Origin of the sequence: Bradyrhizobium sp. CCBAU 51627 (assembly GCF_028128765.1) — a bacterium.
Classification (GTDB): domain Bacteria; phylum Pseudomonadota; class Alphaproteobacteria; order Rhizobiales; family Xanthobacteraceae; genus Bradyrhizobium.
Genome location: NZ_LBJG01000001.1, coordinates 316 through 19,913, shown reverse-complemented (window position 1 = coordinate 19,913; position 19,598 = coordinate 316). Strand labels below are relative to the sequence as shown.

Sequence of the window (19,598 nt, the reverse complement as noted above, 5' to 3'; positions counted from 1 at the left end):
TGGAGTCGATGATGCTCTCGAAATCGCTATCAACCCTTGCTGTCGCCGTGACGGTCGCGGCAAGTTCGCTCGCCTCGTCTGTTGCATTCGCGCAATTTCCGCCGCCGCCGATGGCGCCCGCCGGACCTCCCCCGATGGCGCCGGCAGGGCCCCCAGCCCTCGCAGCTTCCGGTCCCGCCGCCCCTGGTCCCGGCCCTCTCCTCGGTCCAGCGGCCGGGCCGCGCATTGATCTTGCCGCGCGAGGTGCCGGCGGTGGGCCGGCTGTGGTGGGCGTCGCGCGGACGACGGCGGTCAACATCGGTGGCGCCGGCTATCGCTATGGCGGCGAGCACGGCCATGGCTATGGGGCGCGCGCCGCGGCTTATGCCGGGGCATACGCAGCCGGGGCCTATGCCGGATACGGCTATGAGGGGGCGCGCTCGAACTACTAGTCGAGTAGCGAGTGCCGTTACGCTTACAGCGGCCATCGCAGGTATCTCGTCTGCGATTAGCCCATGAGCACGCCGCATATGGAAAGAGAACTCTCGCTGACGGCCTTGTGGGTCTCAGCATCGCCCCGATCACGGAAGCAAGTATGCAGAGAATTTTCGCGTTCACTGTGGTTGTCGTGGGGGCAACAGCGACGGCGATTCTGACCCCGCCGGAGCCGGTCGCGACCAAGGAATACGCGGTCTGCCGGCTCGACTATGACTCCGGGATTCGGAGTTGCGCATTCGAGACGATCGACCAGTGCGTGTCGGCAATCGCCGGACGCGGAGGAAGCTGCGTTCGCAGCCCGGCCAGCGAGGCGAGCGCATTATTTGCCCACGCTACGCAGCTGCATGCGCGTCACCGCCACTGATCTGGTGGCCGGCGGTGTTTCGGCCGATGGCGATGTCGACCCGGGTCGTCGTCATTCAACGTAAGGCGGACCAATTGGCATACTGCTGGACAACATTCCTGACTTTGCTAACTGTGCAGCATTTGGATCAGTAAGAGCAAGAAATGTTGGACCTCTTGAAGAGAGGCACCGAAGAGAGCTTCGGCCTGATCGAGCGTGAACTGCGGTGCGGCCTGTGGAGCTGGAATCTGCGTACCAATGAGATGCACTGGTCGCGCGGGTATTATGATCTTCTAGGCATCGAGCCGGGAAAGGTAGCGCCATCTTTTGCGGCCATCCTCCAGGTCACCCATCCCGACGATCGCAGCGCGCAGGCCGAGGTGGAGCGGGTCATCCAAAAGGCCTCCACCATCAGACGGAAGTTCCGCGTCATTCGCCCCGGTGGCAACATCGCCTGGATCTACTGCCAGATCATCGTCTTCGTGGATTCGGAAGGGGCGGCAGAAAAGGCAATCGGCGTCTGCACGGATATCACGGCTCGCGAGGATCAGCTCAACCGCCTGCGGATTGCCGACGAGCGGTATCGTGCCCTGATCAAGGCTGCGGGAGCCGTGGTATGGATCGCCAAATCGGACGGTCGAATCCAAGAACTCGTCAATTGCGATCATGCCAACCAGATCGTTGCGTCCGAATCTGGTTGGCTCCAGCTCGTCCATCCGGACGACCAGGAGAAGATGCTCAGAGTCTGTGCGGCCGCAAGCCGGGAGAAACGCGGCTATGACGTCGTGCACCGCTTTCTCCAGGCCGACGGTACTTTCAACTGGAAGCGTTCCACCGGTCAGCCGCTGCTTGATGACGCCGGGAATATCAAGGAGTGGCTCGGGATCAGCGTCGATCTCGATCGCAAGACGACGCATTCCGGCGCCCACCGCATCACCGGGGCGCAAATCAGGGCCGCGCGCGGGCTCGTGCGATGGTCGGTGATGGATCTGGCGCAGGCTGCCGGCACCACGCGCGCGACTATCCGCCGCCTGGAGGAACTGGACGGCGCGCCACCGCACAACGACCCAGCGCTTCCCCTGATCGAAGCGGCACTCGCAAGAGCCGGCGTCGAACTCCTGTTTCCAGAAGCAGGAAAACCTGGCGTGCGCCCCCGCTAAATTGGCGCCTCACCTGCGCTGATCTCGCCAAATTGGTCGTGCCGTCGATCGCGAACGCTGCATCTCGCAAATCTGGCGTTGAATGGTCGCGGCAGCGCGCAACGCCAATCGCAATGGCCGCGCAAGCCGAACCGCAGGCGCCAATTTTGCCTAACAGAAGGTTAGCAGGGTCGGCATTATTGTTCTGCACGTAGATCTCTGGCGCGACGTGCGAACATGATGACGAAACTCATTCGATGCCACGGAAACCGCGCGTGCACTCAGCTCCTAGCGGAGCGGCTTGTCGTCACGCTCGAAAAATACGTGGTCGCCGACATGGCCCTTACTCATTCCGATTGGCTCGTCGACTTGGTCGGCTCGGTGCCGGATTGCCGTACTTCTTTTTCACAGTCAAATTGAAAGGACCAAATGATGGCGGACTCAGACCAGCAACGCCAGGACAGATTACGCTTCATGGGAATTTCGCCCCGTACCGGGGAGCTGTTGCGTGAATTCTGGACCATTGCCGAGCCGGCCGTACCGCGCATCCTGGACGGCTTCTACCGGCACGTCACGAGCGAGCCTCAGCTTGCCGCACTGATTGGGAGCGATATTCCCAGACTGAAGACGGCCCAGGGCACGCACTGGGCGCGGCTGTTCAACGGCCGGTTCGACGACGAATATTTGAAAGGAGTCCGTGCCATCGGCATGGTCCACAACAAGATCGGCCTGGAGCCGCGCTGGTACATTGGTGGATACAATTTTGTCCTGAACCAACTCGTGTCGCTCGCCACGCGGCGCTATCGCTGGAGGCAGAGGCGTCTCTGCGAGGTTTTGAGCGCGGTGAATTGCGCAGTGATGCTCGACATGGAAATTGCGATCTCCGTCTATCAGGAGGCAATGCTGGCCGAGCGGGAAAAGCGTCAGGAGAAGATCCATGCTGCCATCCGCGGCTTCGATACCCGGATGAAGAGGGTATTGGACACGGTCGATGGTTCGGCGGGCAATCTTCAGAGCGCAGCCAATGGTCTGGCGGCAAACGCCTCTCAGTCGACCCAGCAGTCCAGCGCGGTAGCCGCCGCTTCGGAAGAAGCGTCGACGAATGTGCAGGCGGTGGCCGCATCGACCGAGCAACTGACCTCCTCAATTCAGGAGATCGGCCGACAGGTATCCGAGTCGACCAGGATCGCCCGGATTGCGGTCGAGCAGTCCGCCCGATCCGGCGACACAGTCCAGAGCCTTGCGAAAGCGGCGCAGCGGATCGGCGACGTGGTGGAACTGATCAGCACCATCGCGGGGCAGACCAATCTGCTCGCCCTCAATGCCACGATCGAAGCCGCGCGGGCCGGCGAGGCCGGCCGCGGCTTCGCCGTCGTTGCTTCCGAGGTCAAAGCCTTGGCGGAGCAGACGGCGAAGGCTACCAGTGAAATCAGTGAGCAGATCCTCTCGATTCAGGGCGCAACGAAGGAGTCGGTGGCGGCGATCGAGGATATCGGCCGCACCATCGGCTCCGTTAGCGAGATCGCGACCGTCATAGCGGCGGCTGTCGAAGAGCAGGGCGTGGCGACCGCCGAGATTGCGCGCAACGTCCAGCAGGCGGCCCAGGGCACGCAGGAGGTGTCCATCAATATCTCCGGCGTGACCCAGGCCGCCACGGCAACCGGGCAGACGGCGGGAAGCCTCCTGAGCGCGTCCGAACAGTTGTCGATCCAGGCCGCGGCGCTTCGGTCGGAGGTGGAAGCGTTCTTTGCTGAAATTCGGGCAGCCTAGGTAATATTCCAGAGTCTGGCGACACAATGAGTAAAGCAACGAACGATTTCGAGATCGCCGGGCGCGTGTCAAAGCGCGAGGTGAACTGGGAGCAACTGCTCCACACCGCCATCGAAAGCAGCTCTCACGGCCTGTGTGTCTTCGACGGCCGATCCAGGCTGGTGATAGGTAATGAACAACACCGCTGCCTCTATTCGCTGACATCTTCCGAGGTTTCGCCGGGCCGCTCAGTAGAGGATCTTCTGAAGGGCCGTCATGCCCGCGTTGTCGCTGCCATGGAAAATGTCCAGTCAGCCGGCTACCTGGCGGCGATTCAGCGGGGCGAAGAGTTCCAGACGACGTATGAATTGCAGAATGGGTCGTTCATCGAGCTTGATATGCATCCCATGTCTGACGGTGGCTTCGTCGAAAGGCACCGAGATGTCACCGAGCTTCGTCTCGCAGAGCTCCGGGCCGAGGCGGCAAGGCAGGAGCTGATCGAGAAGCAATATGCAATCGATCAGGCTGTCATCGTCGCGATCACTGACGTCCGGGGTACGATCACTTACGCCAACGATCGATTTTGCGAGATCAGTGGATACAACCGGGAGGAGTTGGTCGGAAACAACCACCGCCTCCTGAAATCAGGGCTTCATGCGCCAGAAATTTTTCGGCAGATGTACCGTCGCCTCGCCAAAGGGGGCGTCTGGCGGGGCGAGCTTTGCAACAGGGCGAAAAGCGGGGAGCTCTACTGGGTCGACACCGTGATCACACCCCAGCTTGGTTCAAACGGCAAGCCGGTCGCGTACATGGCGATCCGGGTCGACATTACTGCTCGAAAGAAGGCCGAAGCCCAAGTGTACTATGCGGCCCGTCACGATGCGTTAACTGGCCTGTTGAACAGAGCTGCCTTGCTCGAAGATCTGTTGAACCGGCTCGCACACGCAAAGGCAAGTGAACAGGAGCTGATCGTCTACTTGCTGGATCTCGACGGCTTCAAGTGGGTGAATGATACGCTGGGGCATGCTGCCGGCGACGCCCTGCTCAAGCAACTGAGCAGGCGCCTGAAATCGGTTGCCTCCGATGGTGATCTAATTGCCCGGCTGGGAGGCGACGAGTTCGCGATCGTACAGTTCAGCTCTGGAGAAGCGCGCGAGCAGGCGAAAAGACTTGCGATCACCCTCCTTGAAATCGTGGCGATACCGTTCTCGTTCGAGGCGCAGGACGTGTCGGTCGGGGTGAGTATCGGATTGGCGTTCGCTCCGCTGCACGGCTCTACGGCTTCAGAACTGCTCTACAAGGCGGATCTGGCCCTTTACCGCGTTAAGGCCGAGGGACGAAACGGATATCGGTTCTTCGAAGAAGAAATGCACAGGAACGCTCAATCCCGCAATCGGCTCGTCAACGAACTTCGCGAGTCCGTGGCCCGGGGCGATTTCGAATTGCACTATCAACCCATCTTTGATGCGAAGACGCTGCAGCCGAGTGTGATGGAGGCCTTGGTGCGATGGCGTCACCCATCTCAAGGCCTGCTTTACCCGGACCGATTCATTGGAATCGCTGAAGAGACCGGCCTTATAGAGCCCTTGGGCCGGTGGATTCTTCGGCAGGCATGCGCAGACGCCGCGTCTTGGCGTAAGGGGGTCAAAGTTGCCGTCAACTTGTCTCCTGAACAGTTCCGCGGCCCGGCGTTGTTCGACGTTGTACTAAGAACGCTGCTGGAAACAGGTATGTCACCTGATCGGCTTGAGTTCGAAGTCACAGAATCCATGCTGCTGCAGGAGAAGGAGGAGAATCTTCTTCTCTTTCGTCAGCTCAAGAACATTGGGATATCAATAGCGCTCGACGATTTCGGTGTGGGATACGCTTCGATCGGTTCGGTCGTCTCATTTCCTTTTGACAAGGTGAAGATCGATCGTTCGTTCACGAGAGACGTGGTCAATAAACCGGCAAGCAGGACGGTTGTGGCGTCGATCATGACCTTGGCCCGAGGCTTAGGCGTTCAGGTCACTGCAGAGGGCATTGAGACGCGGGATCAGTTAGAATACTTGCGAAGCCAGGGAGTAGATCTCGTCCAAGGTTATTTGCTGGGCAGACCGGCACCGGCGGCCCTGAGCGAGTGCATCAGCGTCAGTCTCGTTGAGAGGGCACTCTGATTGCGGCCATCTAAGCAAGGTGCCGCTCTCCCTGAAGCTCGCTCAAGTATCAGAAGAGCGGGTCGAATTGACGCGATCCTCCTGGGTGCTCTCGGATCTGCGAGAGGTCTCACACGCTCAACAGATACCCCTCTTGCTGACAAACCGCATGGGCGGTGCGCCTTCACTTCGATCAGCAGGCAGATCAAGGGAAGATCGAGCCCGCAAACTGTTCGCGTGTGCTGAAGGACCGGGAGCGACTCAAGGAAGATGACGGCAAGCTCGGCGTTGCGCACGATTTCTGGCGCGACCATCATATGGCGGCGAACTGCCATCTCGGACTCGATCTCTGTCGCCGACCACCGCTTCGCCTCGTGCGGGCCCGACCCAGGTTCGAGCCCTGGTGCGCCCACCAAATCAATGGCTTAGCCAACAGTACTGTTTTAGCTGCTGATTTTTTAAACGGCCTTTTGCCGACCGCTGGAGGCGCCCGATAGGGGGGCATCGTGCGGCACCTCAGCAGTTCTTCAAGAGAAAACCTGCGAGGCAGATGTCGGCAGATCAGCGCGCGACGATCAGGACCCTGCTGGTGCTCGACATGGCCGGGTGCTCGCTCACCGTCGACCTGCTCGGTGCCGACACAACGGCGCTCTGGGACCATCCCGTGCGCATGGCCGCACTGAAATAATGATCGCATTCGAAGCGGCGCGGTTGCGCCCCGCGTGAATGGGGGCAACCCAGACGAGCGCGCAATCGAACCGGGCCGTGTACGGACGGCGTCGCGGACGTCGTCCTCATAGACCACGGTTCTGTATCACTGTCGATATCGGCGAACGCGACGAACCCGTCCCTGAACCGGGCCGCCTGGTCGACGCCCGCAGGCTATTTAGCGGTCCCGCGAGCCTCTGCGGCCTTCTCGAGCTCCCAGGCCCGTTGCAGGCGCTCGGGACTCGTCTGGTTCAATAGCCTGGTCCAGCCGCCGGCTAGCGCCTTGACGGAATCTTCAAGGCTTGCTGCGCGCCCCGTGGTCCATTCGGGCAAGGCCATTGGGATCGTGATCGCCCAATCCCAGGCTGCTTCTGTCAGGCGTATATGTCCGATCGTGTGATCTTGAAAGCGGACGAGATAGTCGTTTTTGATTTCGGGCCACCGCAGCGTCAGGTTCAGCGAAATTGCTCGTGCCATCTGGAAATTCGTTTCGTAAAAATTGAGATCCGCGCGTCTGCGGGGGGCGCTCGCAACGACGCCAACACGCGTCGATCGAGCTTCATACCCCCAGTACCGCATTCGGATTTGCAGCATAGTTGGACTTTTGACGCGACGCAACGTCCGTCGGCGCCGGGCGGGCTCAAATCGCTTGAGGACAATCCGATAATTTGTCACTCTGGCCAGTGACAGACTGCAGTCTGAGGTTAGGGGGCTTCCATGTCGAAATCGTTGCTCGCGGCCGTCGCGGCTGCACTTTCAATTGTAGCTTCGTTCACCGGCGCCGCTCGGAGTGAGACCTATCCGTTCGGCGATCCGCCCTATCGGCTGGACTGGGAGACGGATCCGGAAATCATTTCGGGCTGCTGGAAATGGAATTGGCAACAATATCAGTGGGAAGACCATTGTCCCGTCTACGTCCAGCCGAAAGCCTACATGTTCTACGGGCGATCCAGGCACGTGGTGCTGCGGACGAAGGGTTAGGCTCGCGGCCTTGTTGCCGCGGCACCCATCGGCGCGGTTAAGGCCGCGTGATCGTGCAGGCGATCTGGCTGTGCTTGCCGAAATTGATCAACGCGTTCTCGCGGAAGCCGTCCAGCCAGATTCCACGCCCCGCATAGCGATAGCCAACGCCCATCGGCACCAGCCGCACGTGTGTGGCGCCGTGTGAGCTTGAATAGAGGGAGGCGGTCACGATCTCCCCCGCAGCGGACACGGCAATCGGGCAGAGCGAGTAATGGTGCCCGTTTTCGCAGGTGAAAACGATGTCCGGACAGGCCGCAGCGGGCGATGCCATGAGGCCCAGGTCGGCGGCGGACGCCGATCGAGCCGCGGCGAATAGCGCAAGACCGAAGCAAGCCGCTGACAAGACAATCTTGCTGAAAGGATTCCGCATGGCCGCCCCCGTATCTGATCTTGGCGGCTACAACAGCAAAAAAACGCTGATACGTCAAACTGACCAAGGTTATCGGCGCCACGCGGGCGGCGCAAAAGGCATGATTGGGGGAGGGACCTTGTTGTCGACGTCAAGGATTTCCGGCTCAGTTCGGTTCGACTTGCGACGCCAAGCCGCTCGAACATCGTAAGCAGATGGACTTTGACCTACCCTCGGCAACGCCAAGAGACTGCGCGATTTCCCCGTTGGATGCGCCAGCCGTCATCATTCTTTCGTCGCGCGATCCGATGTCCTGGCCCGCAGCAGGGTGTCCGAAGGCAGTTCGCCGAATTCCGTTCGATAGTCGCGAGCAAAATGGCCCAAATTTCCAAAGCCGCATCTGGCGCAGACCTTCGTCACGGTGGTGTTCACGCCTGGGCCGGAAAGCATGTCGTAGGCATGAACGAGCCTGATGCGTTTCAGGAATTCGAGCGGGGTTGTCCCAAGTGCGGAAAAATACTTCTGTAAACTCCGCTGGCCCACATTGTATCGTCGCGCAACCGCGGACAGGACCAGCGGCTTGTCCCATTGTGTCTGCAGATGCCGAATAAAGGAAAGGATCTCTTCGGACTTCCTGTTCGGCTTTTGAATCCGGTCATCGGTGATGTCGACGGACATGCCGATCACTTTGATCAAACGCCCGTCACCGTCCTTGACCGGCGTGACCATCTCCCGCACCCAGCGTGTCCGGTTGCTGTCAACCAGACGCCGATAGTCCTGCGTGCCCGATAGCCCTCGCTCGGAGCGTTTGAGGAGCACCTCAACGGCTCTTAGATCGTCAGGGTGGACGCGCTCCTTGAAGCCTTCGAGCGACCGGGGCTGCACCGCGTCGGGCCTGCCAAGCAGTATCTCGAAGGCTCCAGAACTCCGCCCATCGCCAGATCCCGGATACCAGGCCCAGATCGTGACGTTGTCGCTGGCCAGGCTGCGGAAGCGCTCGTCGCTGCGGCTCTCAGGTTCGGTCACATCGTCGAGCACGAGAGTCAGCCAGATGAGCTTGCCTGAATGGTCCCTGACGGCCGACTGCGCAGCGCGCATTCGCACCCAGCGGCCGTCAGGCCTGAGAAAGCGGACCTTAAAACGGGTCCGATTCACGATGCCCTTGGTCAGTTCATCCGTGCAGACGAGATGGATCAAGCGATCGTCAGGATGGATGAATTGAAGAATACTGCTGACTTTCAGAACCTCGTCGAGCGTGCGCTTCAACGTCTGACAGAACACGCCGTTGACGTGGAGAATTTGGCCGGACCGCGCGTCGAGAATCGCAACCGCGAGCCCGAGGCCATCCAGCAATTCCCGCGGCGTTGCGCCGATTTCCTTGACGTGATCGATAACCGAAATGCCCACCGGTCCGCCGAATGAAATGCCGAAGAGCTGAGGACAACTCTCGTGCAAGAAAAAATCTCTTATCCAATGATCCTATTGGAGTTCGCAACCCACCGCCAATGTCGACCCCGGTGAAATACGGATTCCGGCAGGTCGCGTTCTATTTTGAGTGATGCGCACTGTTTTCGAGCGAACAATATCGTGCTGTCGCCTTTTGGATATCTTGCCTTTAACGAATTTGTCACTTTAAGCTCTCCGTTGAGAGTTCGTTAAGCTTTCCGGGCAGGGGGAAGTTTAGTGGGCGCGTTGAAGGACCTCCTTTGGTCCGACGCGATTTGGGCGCTCGGCGGTATTGCGACTTCCGGTCGCAGCCAGATGACGCGCGGATCGAAACGTACTCACATCACCTCCCGACCCAGCCCAGTCATTTCCTGCCAGCCGTTCAAGGCTGAGCCGATCTGTGTTTTTGGAGCCGTTCTTTGAGGTTGGAATTTTAGCAGCGCTTGACCCTGGCGGCCGCGCACGTCGGCTGGCCCAACATCCCGTCGATTTCTAGCGGAACGCTCGCACAATTTTGCGTTCTGTATGCTTTTTTTGAGGAGTTTAACCATGCCGAGCGGCAACACGTCGAACAAGTCGGTTCTCTGGACCTACACCACCCCTGATGGCGCCACCATCACGCTCTACAGCGACGGCAGCGAGACCATCACGGGTGGGCCAACGATTTCATCATATACTGTGAACGGAAACCAGAGTCAGACCGTCATCGTTGCCGATGGCAACGCGGCCGCCGTCAATCACGTCGTCTTCACCAACAATGCCGGCGATACGATCGATGGCACGAAGAGTTCCGGCAACGATTCGTTTTTCGGGGGCAACGGCAGGGACATTCTGTTAGCCGGCACCGGGAATGATTATCTCGACGGCAACAACGGCGTCGACCTCCTCGTCGGCAATGCCGCCAATACCCACACGACGATGTTCGTTGGCGGCAATGGCGGCGACGTGCTGATCGAGGGAGGCGCGCACAGTACCTTCCTTTATCGAGCCACCGTAGAATCCAACTATACCCTCGGCGGTCGGATTACCGTGGACACCTCGTCGGTAGCGGCTGAGGCCAAGACGGCGACGAACTCCTGGGACGTCATTGTCGGCTTCAACTCGAGCAAGGACGCGATCGATCTCAGGCTGCTTGATCAGCAGTTGACCGGCCCGGGTACAAGCAAGCTCGTTTGGCTCGGTGCTGACGGCGTCGAGTCCGACGCATCGTCCGGCCTAGTCAGCACCTCGCACGCTCACGGTGTCTGGACCGACACGACCGGCAGCTTCCTCTATGCGGATACCAACGGCGATGGTAAGGCCGACCTCAAGATCCAGGTCAGCGACGTCAACGCAAGCGACGTCCTGGGTGTGATTCTTCCGCCGACGAAGGCGGTGGACACGAATGCGGCGCCCAACACCGTCTCCGAGGACGTGACCGACAATGCCTCGACCGGCCTCACGGCGCATGCGACCGATCCGAACGGCGAGACATTGACCTACTCGCTGGTGGGCGACACCTCCAATGGCGGTTTCAAGATCGATGCCACCACCGGTGTGGTCACCATCGCTGATGCCACCAAGATCGACTACGAGAGCGCTGCCGGACATGCCTATACCGTCACGGTGAAGGCAACGGATACCGACGGCGCATCGAGCACCCAGGACTTCGCCATCGCGGTGACCGACGTCAAGCCGACCACGCCCTCCGACGGCGACGCGTCTACCAACACTGTGATCGAGGGTGCGACGACCGGCACTCTGGTTGGAATCACCGCGTCGTCGAGTGATATTCACGGCGGAACGGTGACCTACGCTCTGACCGGCGACACCTCGAATGGCGGATTCCAGATCGATGCCAGCACCGGTGTGGTGACCGTAGCCGATGCCACCAAGATCGACTACGAGAGCGCACCCGGACATGCTTACAGCATCACTGTGGTGGCATCTGATGGCACATTGCCCAGCGACGCACAGACCTTCACGATTGGGGTGACCGACGTTGCGCCGACGGCGCCGACAGACAGTGACAGTGCGGCTAACACCGTTGCCGAGGGCGCAGCCGCCGGCGCCACAGTTGGCGTCACTGCGTCGTCGACAGACGTCAATAGCGGTAGTGGTGTCGTCACCTATAGCCTGATCGGCGACACGTCGGGGGGCGGCTTCACGATCGACGCCAACACCGGCGTGATCACGGTCAAGGATTCGACCTTGATCGACTACGAGAGCAGCGGTCCGACGCATAGCTACACCGTTACCGCACAGGCCTCCGATGGTACGTTGTCGAGCAGCCAGACCTTCACCATCGGAGTGACGGATGTTGCGCCGTCGACGCCGACCGATAGCGATGCGACGGACAACAGCGTGGCCGAAGGCGCGGCCGCCGGCACCACTGTCGGTGTCACCGCCTCGTCGACAGACGTCAACGGACCTGCCGTGACCTACAGCATCACAGGTGACACCTCGGGCGGCGGCTTCACGATCGACGCCACCACCGGTGTGGTTACCGTGGCCGATCCGACCAAGCTGGACTTCGAGACCAGCGGTGCTTCGCACTCCTACGATGTTACGGTTCAGGCCTCCGACGGTACGCTCGCCAGCAGCCAGACCTTCACCATCAGAGTGACCGACGTTGCGCCGTCGACGCCGACCGATAGCGATGCGACCGACAACAGCGTGGCCGAAGGCGCGGCCGCCGGCACCCAGGTCGGCATCACAGCTTCCTCGACCGACATCAACGGGCCGGCCGTCACTTACAGCCTGACCGGCGACACCTCGGGCGGCGGCTTCACGATCGACGCCACCACCGGTGTGGTCACCGTGGCCGATCCGACCAAGCTGGACTTCGAGACCAGCGGTGCGTCGCACTCCTACGATGTCACGGTTCAGGCCTCCGACGGCACGCTCGCCAGCAGCCAGACCTTCACCATCGGAGTGACGGATGTTGCGCCGTCGACGCCGGTCGACAGCAACGCCGCCGATAACAGCGTGGCCGAAGGCGCGGCCGCCGGCACCACTGTCGGTGTCACCGCCTCGTCGACAGACGTCAACGGACCTGCCGTGACCTACAGCATCACGGGTGACACCTCGGGCGGCGGCTTCACGGTCAACGCCACCACCGGTGTGGTCACCGTGGCCGATCCGAGCAAGCTGGACTTCGAGACCAGCGGTGCGTCGCACTCCTACGATGTTACGGTCCAGGCCTCCGACGGCACGCTCGCCAGCAGCCAGACCTTCACCATCGGAGTGACGGATGTTGCGCCGTCGACGCCGGTCGACAGCAACGCCGCCGATAACAGCGTGGCCGAAGGCGCGGCCGCCGGCACCACTGTCGGTGTCACCGCCTCGTCGACAGACGTCAACGGACCTGCCGTGACCTACAGCATCACGGGTGACACCTCGGGCGGCGGCTTCACGGTCAACGCCACCACCGGTGTGGTCACCGTGGCCGATCCGACCAAGCTAGACTTCGAGACCAGCGGTGCTTCGCACTCCTACGATGTCACGGTCCAGGCCTCCGACGGCACGCTCGCCAGCAGCCAGACCTTCACCATCGGAGTGACCGACGTTGCCCCCTCGACACCGGTCGACAGCAATAATGCGACCAACACGGTGGCCGAAAATGCGGCGACTGGCACCACGGTCGGTATCACCGCGTCGTCGACCGACGTGAACGGGCCGGCCGTCACCTACAGCCTGATCGGCGACACATCGAACGGTGGCTTCACGGTCGACGCCACGACGGGCGTCGTGACGGTGGCCGATGGCACCCACATCGACTACGAGAGCGCGCATTCCTACACCATCACGGTCGATGCCTCGGATGGCACGCTCCACAGCAGCCAGGCCTTCACGATTGCGGTCACCGACGTGAACGACAACGCACCCGTCATCACCACGGCGGCGGCGGAGTCGGTCAACGAGAACCAGCCCTTCAGCGTGGCGCTGACCTCGACCGATGTCGACACGGTCGGGATCAATCCCGCGATCTTCACGATCACGGGCGGTGCGGACCAGGCGCTGTTCACCATCGACAACAGTGGCAACCTCACCATGGCTGCCAAGGACTTCGAGAACCCGATCGATGCCGACCACAACAACACCTACATCGTGCAGGTGACGGCGAGCGATGGGACCAACTCCAGCAACGAGACGATCACGGTCACGGTCAACAACGTCAACGAGGCGCCGACGGCACCTATCGACACCAACGCCGCCGACAACTCCGTGTTCGCCCACGCCGCCAACGGCACCGCTGTTGGCATCACGGCGCATTCCACCGATCCCGATGCAGGAGACTCGGTCACCTATCAGGTAACCGGCGGCACCGGCCAGGGCTTGTTCGCGGTCGATGCCCACACCGGCATCGTGACTGTGTCCGACAGCGCAGACCTGAGCGCAGGCACCTATTCGCTCCAGATCGATGCCGTTGATAGCCACGGTCTGGCCGGAGCCGCATCGACGTTCTCGATCAATACGCTGCAAAACGATCTGGGAGGGCCGACCGGAATCGACTTCGTGCTCAGCGCGGCTGGCGTTCTCGCTGCGGACAACACCTCCAACGGAAGTCAGCTCAACGCCGGTCTCGATATGGGAACGTTCGTTGCGACCGGAGATCCGGATCAAGTCGATACGTTCCACTATGCGCTCAGCGGCGCCAATGCCGGCTTGTTCTCCGTGGACGCGAACACTGGCGAATTGTCAGTTGGCAGCGCCAATATCGGCCAGTCGGCCACGCCCTATGAATTCACCATTACGACGACCGACCAGGCGAATAACTCGACTTCGACCGGCGTGAGCGTGTGGGTCATGGGGGCCGGCAACGACACGGTGACTGGCACCAGCGGCATCGACATCGAGTTCGGCCAGAACGGCAACGATACCTTGAACGGGGCCGGGGGAAGCGATGCGCTGCTCGGTGGGCCGAACGCCGATACGCTCTATGGTGGGGCGGGGGCCGATCAGCTCGTCGGTGGCGCCGGTAAGGACACGTTCCTGTACAAAGCCGTCTCCGACAGCAACGCGACGTCAGGCATCGATACCGTCTACAACTACTCGCCGACCGGCTCGAGCCAGGATCAGTTCGATTTCTCGGCGATCTCCGGGCTCAACAGCCAGGCTCAGACTGTGACCTTCACCAGCGGCACATCGGCTCCGACTTCGCTGGGAGCGCACACGATCGACATCGTCACGATCGGGTCCGACACGTTCGTTTACGCGAATGCCGGCAATGCAAGCGAGACGATCGGCACGGGAGCCGATATCATGCAGATCAAGATTGCAGCCGTGACGGGGGTTACCTCGGCGGACTTCATCCTGCACGCGTGAGCTGAATCCTGCACGCGTGAGCTGATTGCAACTTTGACCCGACCGGTAATCCCGGCCGGGTCCTCCTCCTTCCCGCTGTGATGGCCGCTCTCGCCGTAGATCTGCCTGATAAAGAGCGCTTGTCGCCCTAACTCGGTGGTTTTTGCGGATGGGTCGGAGACGGATCAAATCGTCTGGACGAACAATCAGGCGGTACGGCAGTATTCTGTCGATTGCCAAGCTTTCCCACTTCGAAACAATTGGTGAGCCACCGGACGATCCGGGTGTGACGGCAGCGTGCCACGCCTGGGACGTGACGGCCGCGCTTAACCCGGACTTAGGGCGAGCCATCTTACATTGGGCAAGATTGCCGGGATACGCTGGGGTTACTTGGGGTGATTCGGGAGCGGGACCTCCCGGGGCAATTGGGACAAGCACAATGAAGATCGCAAACCGCGCGTTTGCCCCGTCAGTGTTCGTTTGCGGCCTGTGCGTCGCGACCACGCTGGCCATCGCCGGCGGCACCGCTTCACAGGCGAGGGCTGAGCAGACCAGGGTCGAGCCGGCGAAGACCGGCCAGGGAGCGGATGATCAGTTCAAGGGTCCGAGCTTCCGAAAGGGGTTGTGGCACTTTGTGCGGACGATCGCGCATCGAAGGACAAAGCAGCCGCTTCTCGAGCGCGAAATGACGGCGTGCGTTGATCCGACGCAGGCCATGAGAGCGACATTCGCCTCGCCCTCCGTCGGAAGCTGCGTTTCGGCAAGGCCCGAGAAGATCAAGAACAAATACGTCTTCGCCAACCGCTGCGACTATATGGGCCCGGTCAGCACGGTCATCACCGTCGACAGCGAAGAGTCGTATACCGAGCAGAACGAAGTCGAGATAGGGGCCATGCCGCGAGTGGAGCTGGTCGTCGCCAAGCGGGTCGGTGATTGCCAGGATGCCGCGCCGGCGGCGCGTACTCCGTCCCCGCTCTCGCACTAGGCGACAAGCGGCTCCTCGCTGTTAGGCCGGCGGCCGCCTTTGCCCTTTCTCCGATGGGTGCAGCGCGCAAAGAAGCTCCGCTTGCGCTCTCCCGAAGCTTGCGGAATCATTCTTGCCCGCAACCGGCGAGACCTGCCGCATGAGGTTGATCCTTGTCGTAAGCTATCTCGTCAGCTTGAGCACGACCGCCCTTGGCCAGACCCCGGCGACGACCGGGCAGAAGCTGACTTTAAGCGACGGGGTACGGATCGAAGCGTTCGAGTCGCACAAGCGTTCGGACGGCTATGGCATTGCCAGCTTTGCGATCTCGAACGACACCGACAAGTCGGTGAATTCGATCGAGCTGATGTGCTGGCTCGACGACGATCGCGCGCACGGTACCACGGTGTTGATCTGGCCGAAGCAGGGTGCCATTCGCGCGCATGGCTCCCAGGAGTTTTCGAACGTCAATATCGGACGGGCCACTGGGGATGCCCGCTCGACCTGTGAAGTGGCCCGCGTGGAGTAGCCCGCGCGCGATGCGTCAGGGGGCGCCAGCTACTGTGCATGGGGTTGTTTTCGCCATTTCAGTTCACCTGAGCGTCAGCCGGTTGGGCTCGGCCTTTGGCGGCGCCCGGGACAGCCGGCCCGATCTGGCGGTCAGATCTTTTGCTGGGCCGGGCCCGCCCCCGTGACATTCACGGTGATCTTCTGGATTTCGGTACGGCCCTGCGGGTATTTGACCTCGATCGTCAGGACGTCCTCGCCCAAGAACTCGGGTTTGGACCTATAGAAGGCGACATAGCCAGGTATCTCCAGGGCCAGGCACGCCTTGTAGTTCGTCGCCTTCACCTTCGCGGATTTGACGACCACCGTCCCGGAGCCCGGGGGGCTGGCAAGGCGGATGGTCGGAAGCGGACCTGACGTGCAGTCGGGCCGGACGTTGACGTAAAGCCCGATCTGGGTGTCCCGGTTTGGCAAGGCTTTGACCGCGCGTTCGACCACCTGGGGGGAGGCCGGGGCCTGATCTTGTGCACCGGCATTCACATCGCCCGCGACTACGAGAGCGGCCACGGCCAACCAAAATACCCCCCTCATTTTCCGGCTCCTTCGGCGTTTCATAGCGTGCGGCTTTTACCACAAAAGCCGACAAAATACTGATTAACCAAATACTTTCCTTGACCCCCTTTGGGGTTAACAATAGCTTACCGCGAAAATTTGCAGCTAATTTTGCTGAAATCTTAATTCGTCGGTTTGTGGAGAGATTTGATGAACCAGCAGTTTCGGATTGCTGAAGCAGCCGGTGCGGGGAATTCCAGCCAGGCCTCCCAGGCTCGTATTTTCAAACTGACAAAGCCGTACACCGACCAGGCGGTCGTGATTAATCTGGGCTATGACCAGAAGGTCCAGGTCGATTTTTCATCGATCGCAAACGAGAAGATCACGCTTGTTCACGTCGGCGAAAAGCTGATCATTCTGTTCGATAACCAGTCGACGGTGACGATCGAGCCGTTCTTCGATTCCAGGCATGACCAATCCGGAAATCTGACGATCGAGGTTGCGCCCGGGCGCGATCTTTCGGTCAGCGAATTTGCAAGCGCCTTCCCGATCGTCAACGATCAGTCGATTTTGCCTGCCGCCGGTCCGGAAGGAACGAGTGCTCAGGGCAGTGGCGCGAATTTCTCCAATCCCACGGTCGATCCGCTGACGGTTGGGAATCCTCTGGATCTGCTGCCCCCGGAGGAGCTGCCCCCTTCGCAACCTCCGGCGCCGCCGACTGGCTTCGTTCCTACGACGACCTCGACGGTCGCTGGCCCGACGATCACGGCGGGGACGGGCGTCGCGCTCCAGGTCGATGAAAGCTTCATTCCGGGCATGGGCTCGTTCGTCACCGTGGCGGGATCGCCGACGAGCAATATCGCCAGCCAGGCCTTCGATACTTCTTTCACGATCGATGCGGCCGCCGGCGTCAAGTCGATCGCCTATGCGCTGACGATCGACAACCCCGTCACTGCCCTGATCGATTCGATCAGCGGGCTGACAGTCAATTTGGTGTCGAAGGGCACGGCCGAGGTCGACGGCATCGTCACGATCAAGGGTGTGCAGACGACGGTCTTCACGCTGACGGTCGATGCGACCGGCCACGTCACCTTCACCGAATTGCGTGGTGTTCACGAAGGCACCGGTGAGAAGGGTGACGTGAGCGAAGGGACGACTCTGCCCAGCGGTCTGGTGTCGCTGAGCGCGACGGTCACCGACAACAATAATCTCACCGCGACCGCCAGCCTTGATCTCGGCCACAACATCACCATCCACGACGATGGTCCGAGCATCACCCTGTCCGGCACGGTCGGAGCCCTCAACGTCAGCGAGGCCTATCTTTCCGCCGTGACCAATGGCGTCGACGGAACGACGCCCGATACGACTCCGACGCAAGGACATGCGCTGGACACCGAGAATTTCGCCGGCGCGTTCACTCTGGTTGCGGGCGCAGACGGCGCGGCCAGCACGACCTATGCGCTTGCCATCACGGCGAATGGCACCTCGACCAATTTGATCGACAGCGGCACCGGCCTTGCTGTTGTGCTGGACCATACGGGCGACACCGTGTCCGGCTATGTGACCGGGCACGAGGGCGATTCGGCATTTCTGGTCTTTACGCTAACGGTGAATCCGTCGACCGGCGACGTGACGCTGACCCAGGACCGCGCAGTGCACGAAGGCACCGGCGAGAAGGGTACCGAGCTCGGCGAGGGCACCAGTCTGACATCCGGGCTTGTGACGCTGACGGTGGCGGTCACGGACAACGACGGCGACACGGCGACCCAGAGCATCGATCTCAGTACGCATGTCACGTTCCATGATGACGGCCCGAGCATCAGCGTCACGAGCGAACGGGAATTCCCGTTCCTGTCGGTCGACGAAAGCGGCTTGCCGACGGGCTCGGATTCTGCGAATCCAGCGCTGACGCACGACACGGTCAATCTCGCCGGAGCGTTTACGTCGGTTTCTGGCGCCGATGGCGCGACGATCACCTACGCGATAGCGGCTTCGACCGCGACGGACACCGTCGGCGTCGATTCCAAGCTGATCGACTCGGCGACGGGGCACGATGTGTTCCTGTTCCTGCAGAACGGCGAAGTCGTCGGCCGGCAGGGCACGGATGCGACCAGCGCGGCGAGCGGCGACATCGTGTTCACGATCTCGGTGGTTGCCTCCGGTGCCAATGCCGGCGACGTGACGCTGACGCAACTGCGCGCGATCCACGAGAACACCGCGGACACCGGTACCTCGCCGGGCATCGCGGACAGCAACGAATCGATCGCGCTGGACAACTACGTCGGCAACCTGGTGCAGCTGACGGCGACGATCACGGACAAGGACGGCGACAGCGACTCGGCGACGTTCGACCTGACCAATCTCGTGCGCTTCCACGACGACGGTCCGAGCATCAAGCTGAGCGGGAAGGCGGCATCGCTGAACGTCGACGAGAGCGGCCTGCCAACGGGTTCGGACTCTGCCCATCCGGCGCAGACGACCGACACGCAGCATTTTGCCGGCGCGTTCAGCTCGGTTGCCGGCGCTGACGGCGCGACCATCACTTACGCGCTGGCGGCGTCAGGTGCGACGGACACCGTCGGCGTCGATTCCAAGCTGATCGACTCGGCGACGGGGCACGACGTGTTCCTGGTCCTGCAGAACGGCGAAATTGTCGGCCGGCAGGGCACGGATGCGACCAGCGCGGCGAGCGGCGACATCGTGTTCACGCTGTCGGTGGTGACCTCGGGGGCCAATGCCGGCGACGTCACGCTGACGCAGCTGCGCGCGATCCACGAGAACACCGGGGATACCGGCACCTCGCCGGGCGTTGCGGACAGCAACGAGGCGATCACGCTGGACAATTACGTCAGCAACCTGGTGCAGCTGACGGCGACCATCACCGACGTCGACGGCGACACCGAGACGGCGACGCTGGACC

14 protein-coding genes are annotated in these 19,598 nt (G+C 61.4%); 10 read left to right on the top strand and 4 right to left on the bottom strand.

Annotated elements, in window-relative coordinates; all coding sequences use genetic code 11:
* Positions 1-11: 11 nt before the first annotated feature.
* From XH88_RS00075 to XH88_RS00055, 5 genes are all read left to right on the top strand, one after another.
* Complete coding sequence (locus XH88_RS00075; RefSeq protein ID WP_271613394.1) at positions 12-431, top strand: hypothetical protein; 420 nt, start codon at positions 12-14, stop codon at positions 429-431.
* A 553-nt stretch (positions 432-984) separates the two neighbouring features.
* Positions 985-1,980: a PAS domain-containing protein gene (locus XH88_RS00070; RefSeq protein WP_271613393.1), complete on the top strand. Its 996-nt coding sequence runs from the start codon at positions 985-987 to the stop codon at positions 1,978-1,980.
* A gap of 411 nt (positions 1,981-2,391) precedes the next feature.
* Positions 2,392-3,729, top strand: coding sequence for a globin-coupled sensor protein (locus XH88_RS00065; RefSeq protein ID WP_271613392.1), 1,338 nt, complete (start codon positions 2,392-2,394; stop codon positions 3,727-3,729).
* 26 nt (positions 3,730-3,755) lie between these two features.
* A complete protein-coding gene (locus tag XH88_RS00060) occupies positions 3,756-5,864 on the top strand; it encodes an EAL domain-containing protein (protein WP_271613391.1) in 2,109 nt (702 codons plus the stop codon).
* 529 nt (positions 5,865-6,393) lie between these two features.
* Complete coding sequence (locus XH88_RS00055; protein WP_271613390.1) at positions 6,394-6,531, top strand: hypothetical protein; 138 nt, start codon at positions 6,394-6,396, stop codon at positions 6,529-6,531.
* A 194-nt stretch (positions 6,532-6,725) separates the two neighbouring features.
* On the opposite strand, the gene XH88_RS00050 is transcribed toward XH88_RS00055, so the two are convergent.
* Complete coding sequence (locus XH88_RS00050) at positions 6,726-7,145, bottom strand: hypothetical protein (RefSeq protein ID WP_271613389.1); 420 nt, start codon at positions 7,143-7,145, stop codon at positions 6,726-6,728.
* Between the two features lie 123 nt (positions 7,146-7,268).
* On the opposite strand from XH88_RS00050, the gene XH88_RS00045 reads away from it, so the two are divergent.
* Positions 7,269-7,532, top strand: a complete 264-nt coding sequence (locus XH88_RS00045; protein WP_271613388.1) for a hypothetical protein — start codon at positions 7,269-7,271, stop codon at positions 7,530-7,532.
* 37 nt (positions 7,533-7,569) lie between these two features.
* Here XH88_RS00045 and XH88_RS00040 read toward each other — a convergent pair whose 3' ends face one another.
* Together XH88_RS00040 and XH88_RS00035 are read right to left on the bottom strand one after the other, a co-directional pair.
* Positions 7,570-7,845: a hypothetical protein gene (locus tag XH88_RS00040; protein ID WP_271613387.1), complete on the bottom strand. Its 276-nt coding sequence runs from the start codon at positions 7,843-7,845 to the stop codon at positions 7,570-7,572.
* 363 nt (positions 7,846-8,208) lie between these two features.
* Positions 8,209-9,378, bottom strand: a complete 1,170-nt coding sequence (locus tag XH88_RS00035; RefSeq protein ID WP_271613386.1) for a PAS domain-containing protein — start codon at positions 9,376-9,378, stop codon at positions 8,209-8,211.
* Between the two features lie 540 nt (positions 9,379-9,918).
* Between XH88_RS00035 and XH88_RS00030 the strand changes: the two genes are divergently transcribed.
* The 3 genes from XH88_RS00030 (at position 9,919) to XH88_RS00020 (ending at position 16,148) form a co-directional block, all read left to right on the top strand.
* Positions 9,919-14,676 (top strand): beta strand repeat-containing protein, encoded by a 4,758-nt coding sequence (locus XH88_RS00030; protein ID WP_271613385.1) that lies wholly within the window; start codon positions 9,919-9,921, stop codon positions 14,674-14,676.
* Positions 14,677-15,094: 418 nt separating this feature from the next.
* A complete protein-coding gene (locus XH88_RS00025) occupies positions 15,095-15,640 on the top strand; it encodes a DUF3617 domain-containing protein (protein WP_271613384.1) in 546 nt (181 codons plus the stop codon).
* Positions 15,641-15,779: 139 nt separating this feature from the next.
* A complete protein-coding gene (locus XH88_RS00020; RefSeq protein ID WP_271613383.1) occupies positions 15,780-16,148 on the top strand; it encodes a hypothetical protein in 369 nt (122 codons plus the stop codon).
* A gap of 131 nt (positions 16,149-16,279) precedes the next feature.
* Here the strand turns inward: XH88_RS00020 and XH88_RS00015 are convergent, their stop codons facing one another.
* A complete protein-coding gene (locus XH88_RS00015; protein ID WP_271613382.1) occupies positions 16,280-16,717 on the bottom strand; it encodes a hypothetical protein in 438 nt (145 codons plus the stop codon).
* A 171-nt stretch (positions 16,718-16,888) separates the two neighbouring features.
* On the opposite strand from XH88_RS00015, the gene XH88_RS00010 reads away from it, so the two are divergent.
* Positions 16,889-19,598: DUF5801 repeats-in-toxin domain-containing protein (locus XH88_RS00010; protein ID WP_271613381.1), on the top strand; the 2,710-nt coding region annotated here is incomplete at its 3' end.

Excerpts from the sequence above, each read along its gene's own strand:
- XH88_RS00045 (WP_271613388.1), top strand. The coding sequence starts at position 7,269 with ATGTCGAAATCGTTGCTCGCGGCCGTCGCGGCTGCACTTTCAATTGTA.
- XH88_RS00015 (WP_271613382.1), bottom strand. The coding sequence starts at position 16,717 with ATGAGGGGGGTATTTTGGTTGGCCGTGGCCGCTCTCGTAGTCGCGGGC.
- XH88_RS00065 (WP_271613392.1), top strand. The coding sequence starts at position 2,392 with ATGGCGGACTCAGACCAGCAACGCCAGGACAGATTACGCTTCATGGGA.
- XH88_RS00025 (WP_271613384.1), top strand. The coding sequence starts at position 15,095 with ATGAAGATCGCAAACCGCGCGTTTGCCCCGTCAGTGTTCGTTTGCGGC.
- XH88_RS00030 (WP_271613385.1), top strand. The coding sequence starts at position 9,919 with ATGCCGAGCGGCAACACGTCGAACAAGTCGGTTCTCTGGACCTACACC.
- XH88_RS00070 (WP_271613393.1), top strand. The coding sequence starts at position 985 with ATGTTGGACCTCTTGAAGAGAGGCACCGAAGAGAGCTTCGGCCTGATC.
- XH88_RS00050 (WP_271613389.1), bottom strand. The coding sequence starts at position 7,145 with ATGCTGCAAATCCGAATGCGGTACTGGGGGTATGAAGCTCGATCGACG.
- XH88_RS00060 (WP_271613391.1), top strand. The coding sequence starts at position 3,756 with ATGAGTAAAGCAACGAACGATTTCGAGATCGCCGGGCGCGTGTCAAAG.
- XH88_RS00075 (WP_271613394.1), top strand. The coding sequence starts at position 12 with ATGCTCTCGAAATCGCTATCAACCCTTGCTGTCGCCGTGACGGTCGCG.
- XH88_RS00055 (WP_271613390.1), top strand. The coding sequence starts at position 6,394 with ATGTCGGCAGATCAGCGCGCGACGATCAGGACCCTGCTGGTGCTCGAC.
- XH88_RS00040 (WP_271613387.1), bottom strand. The coding sequence starts at position 7,845 with ATGGCATCGCCCGCTGCGGCCTGTCCGGACATCGTTTTCACCTGCGAA.
- XH88_RS00020 (WP_271613383.1), top strand. The coding sequence starts at position 15,780 with ATGAGGTTGATCCTTGTCGTAAGCTATCTCGTCAGCTTGAGCACGACC.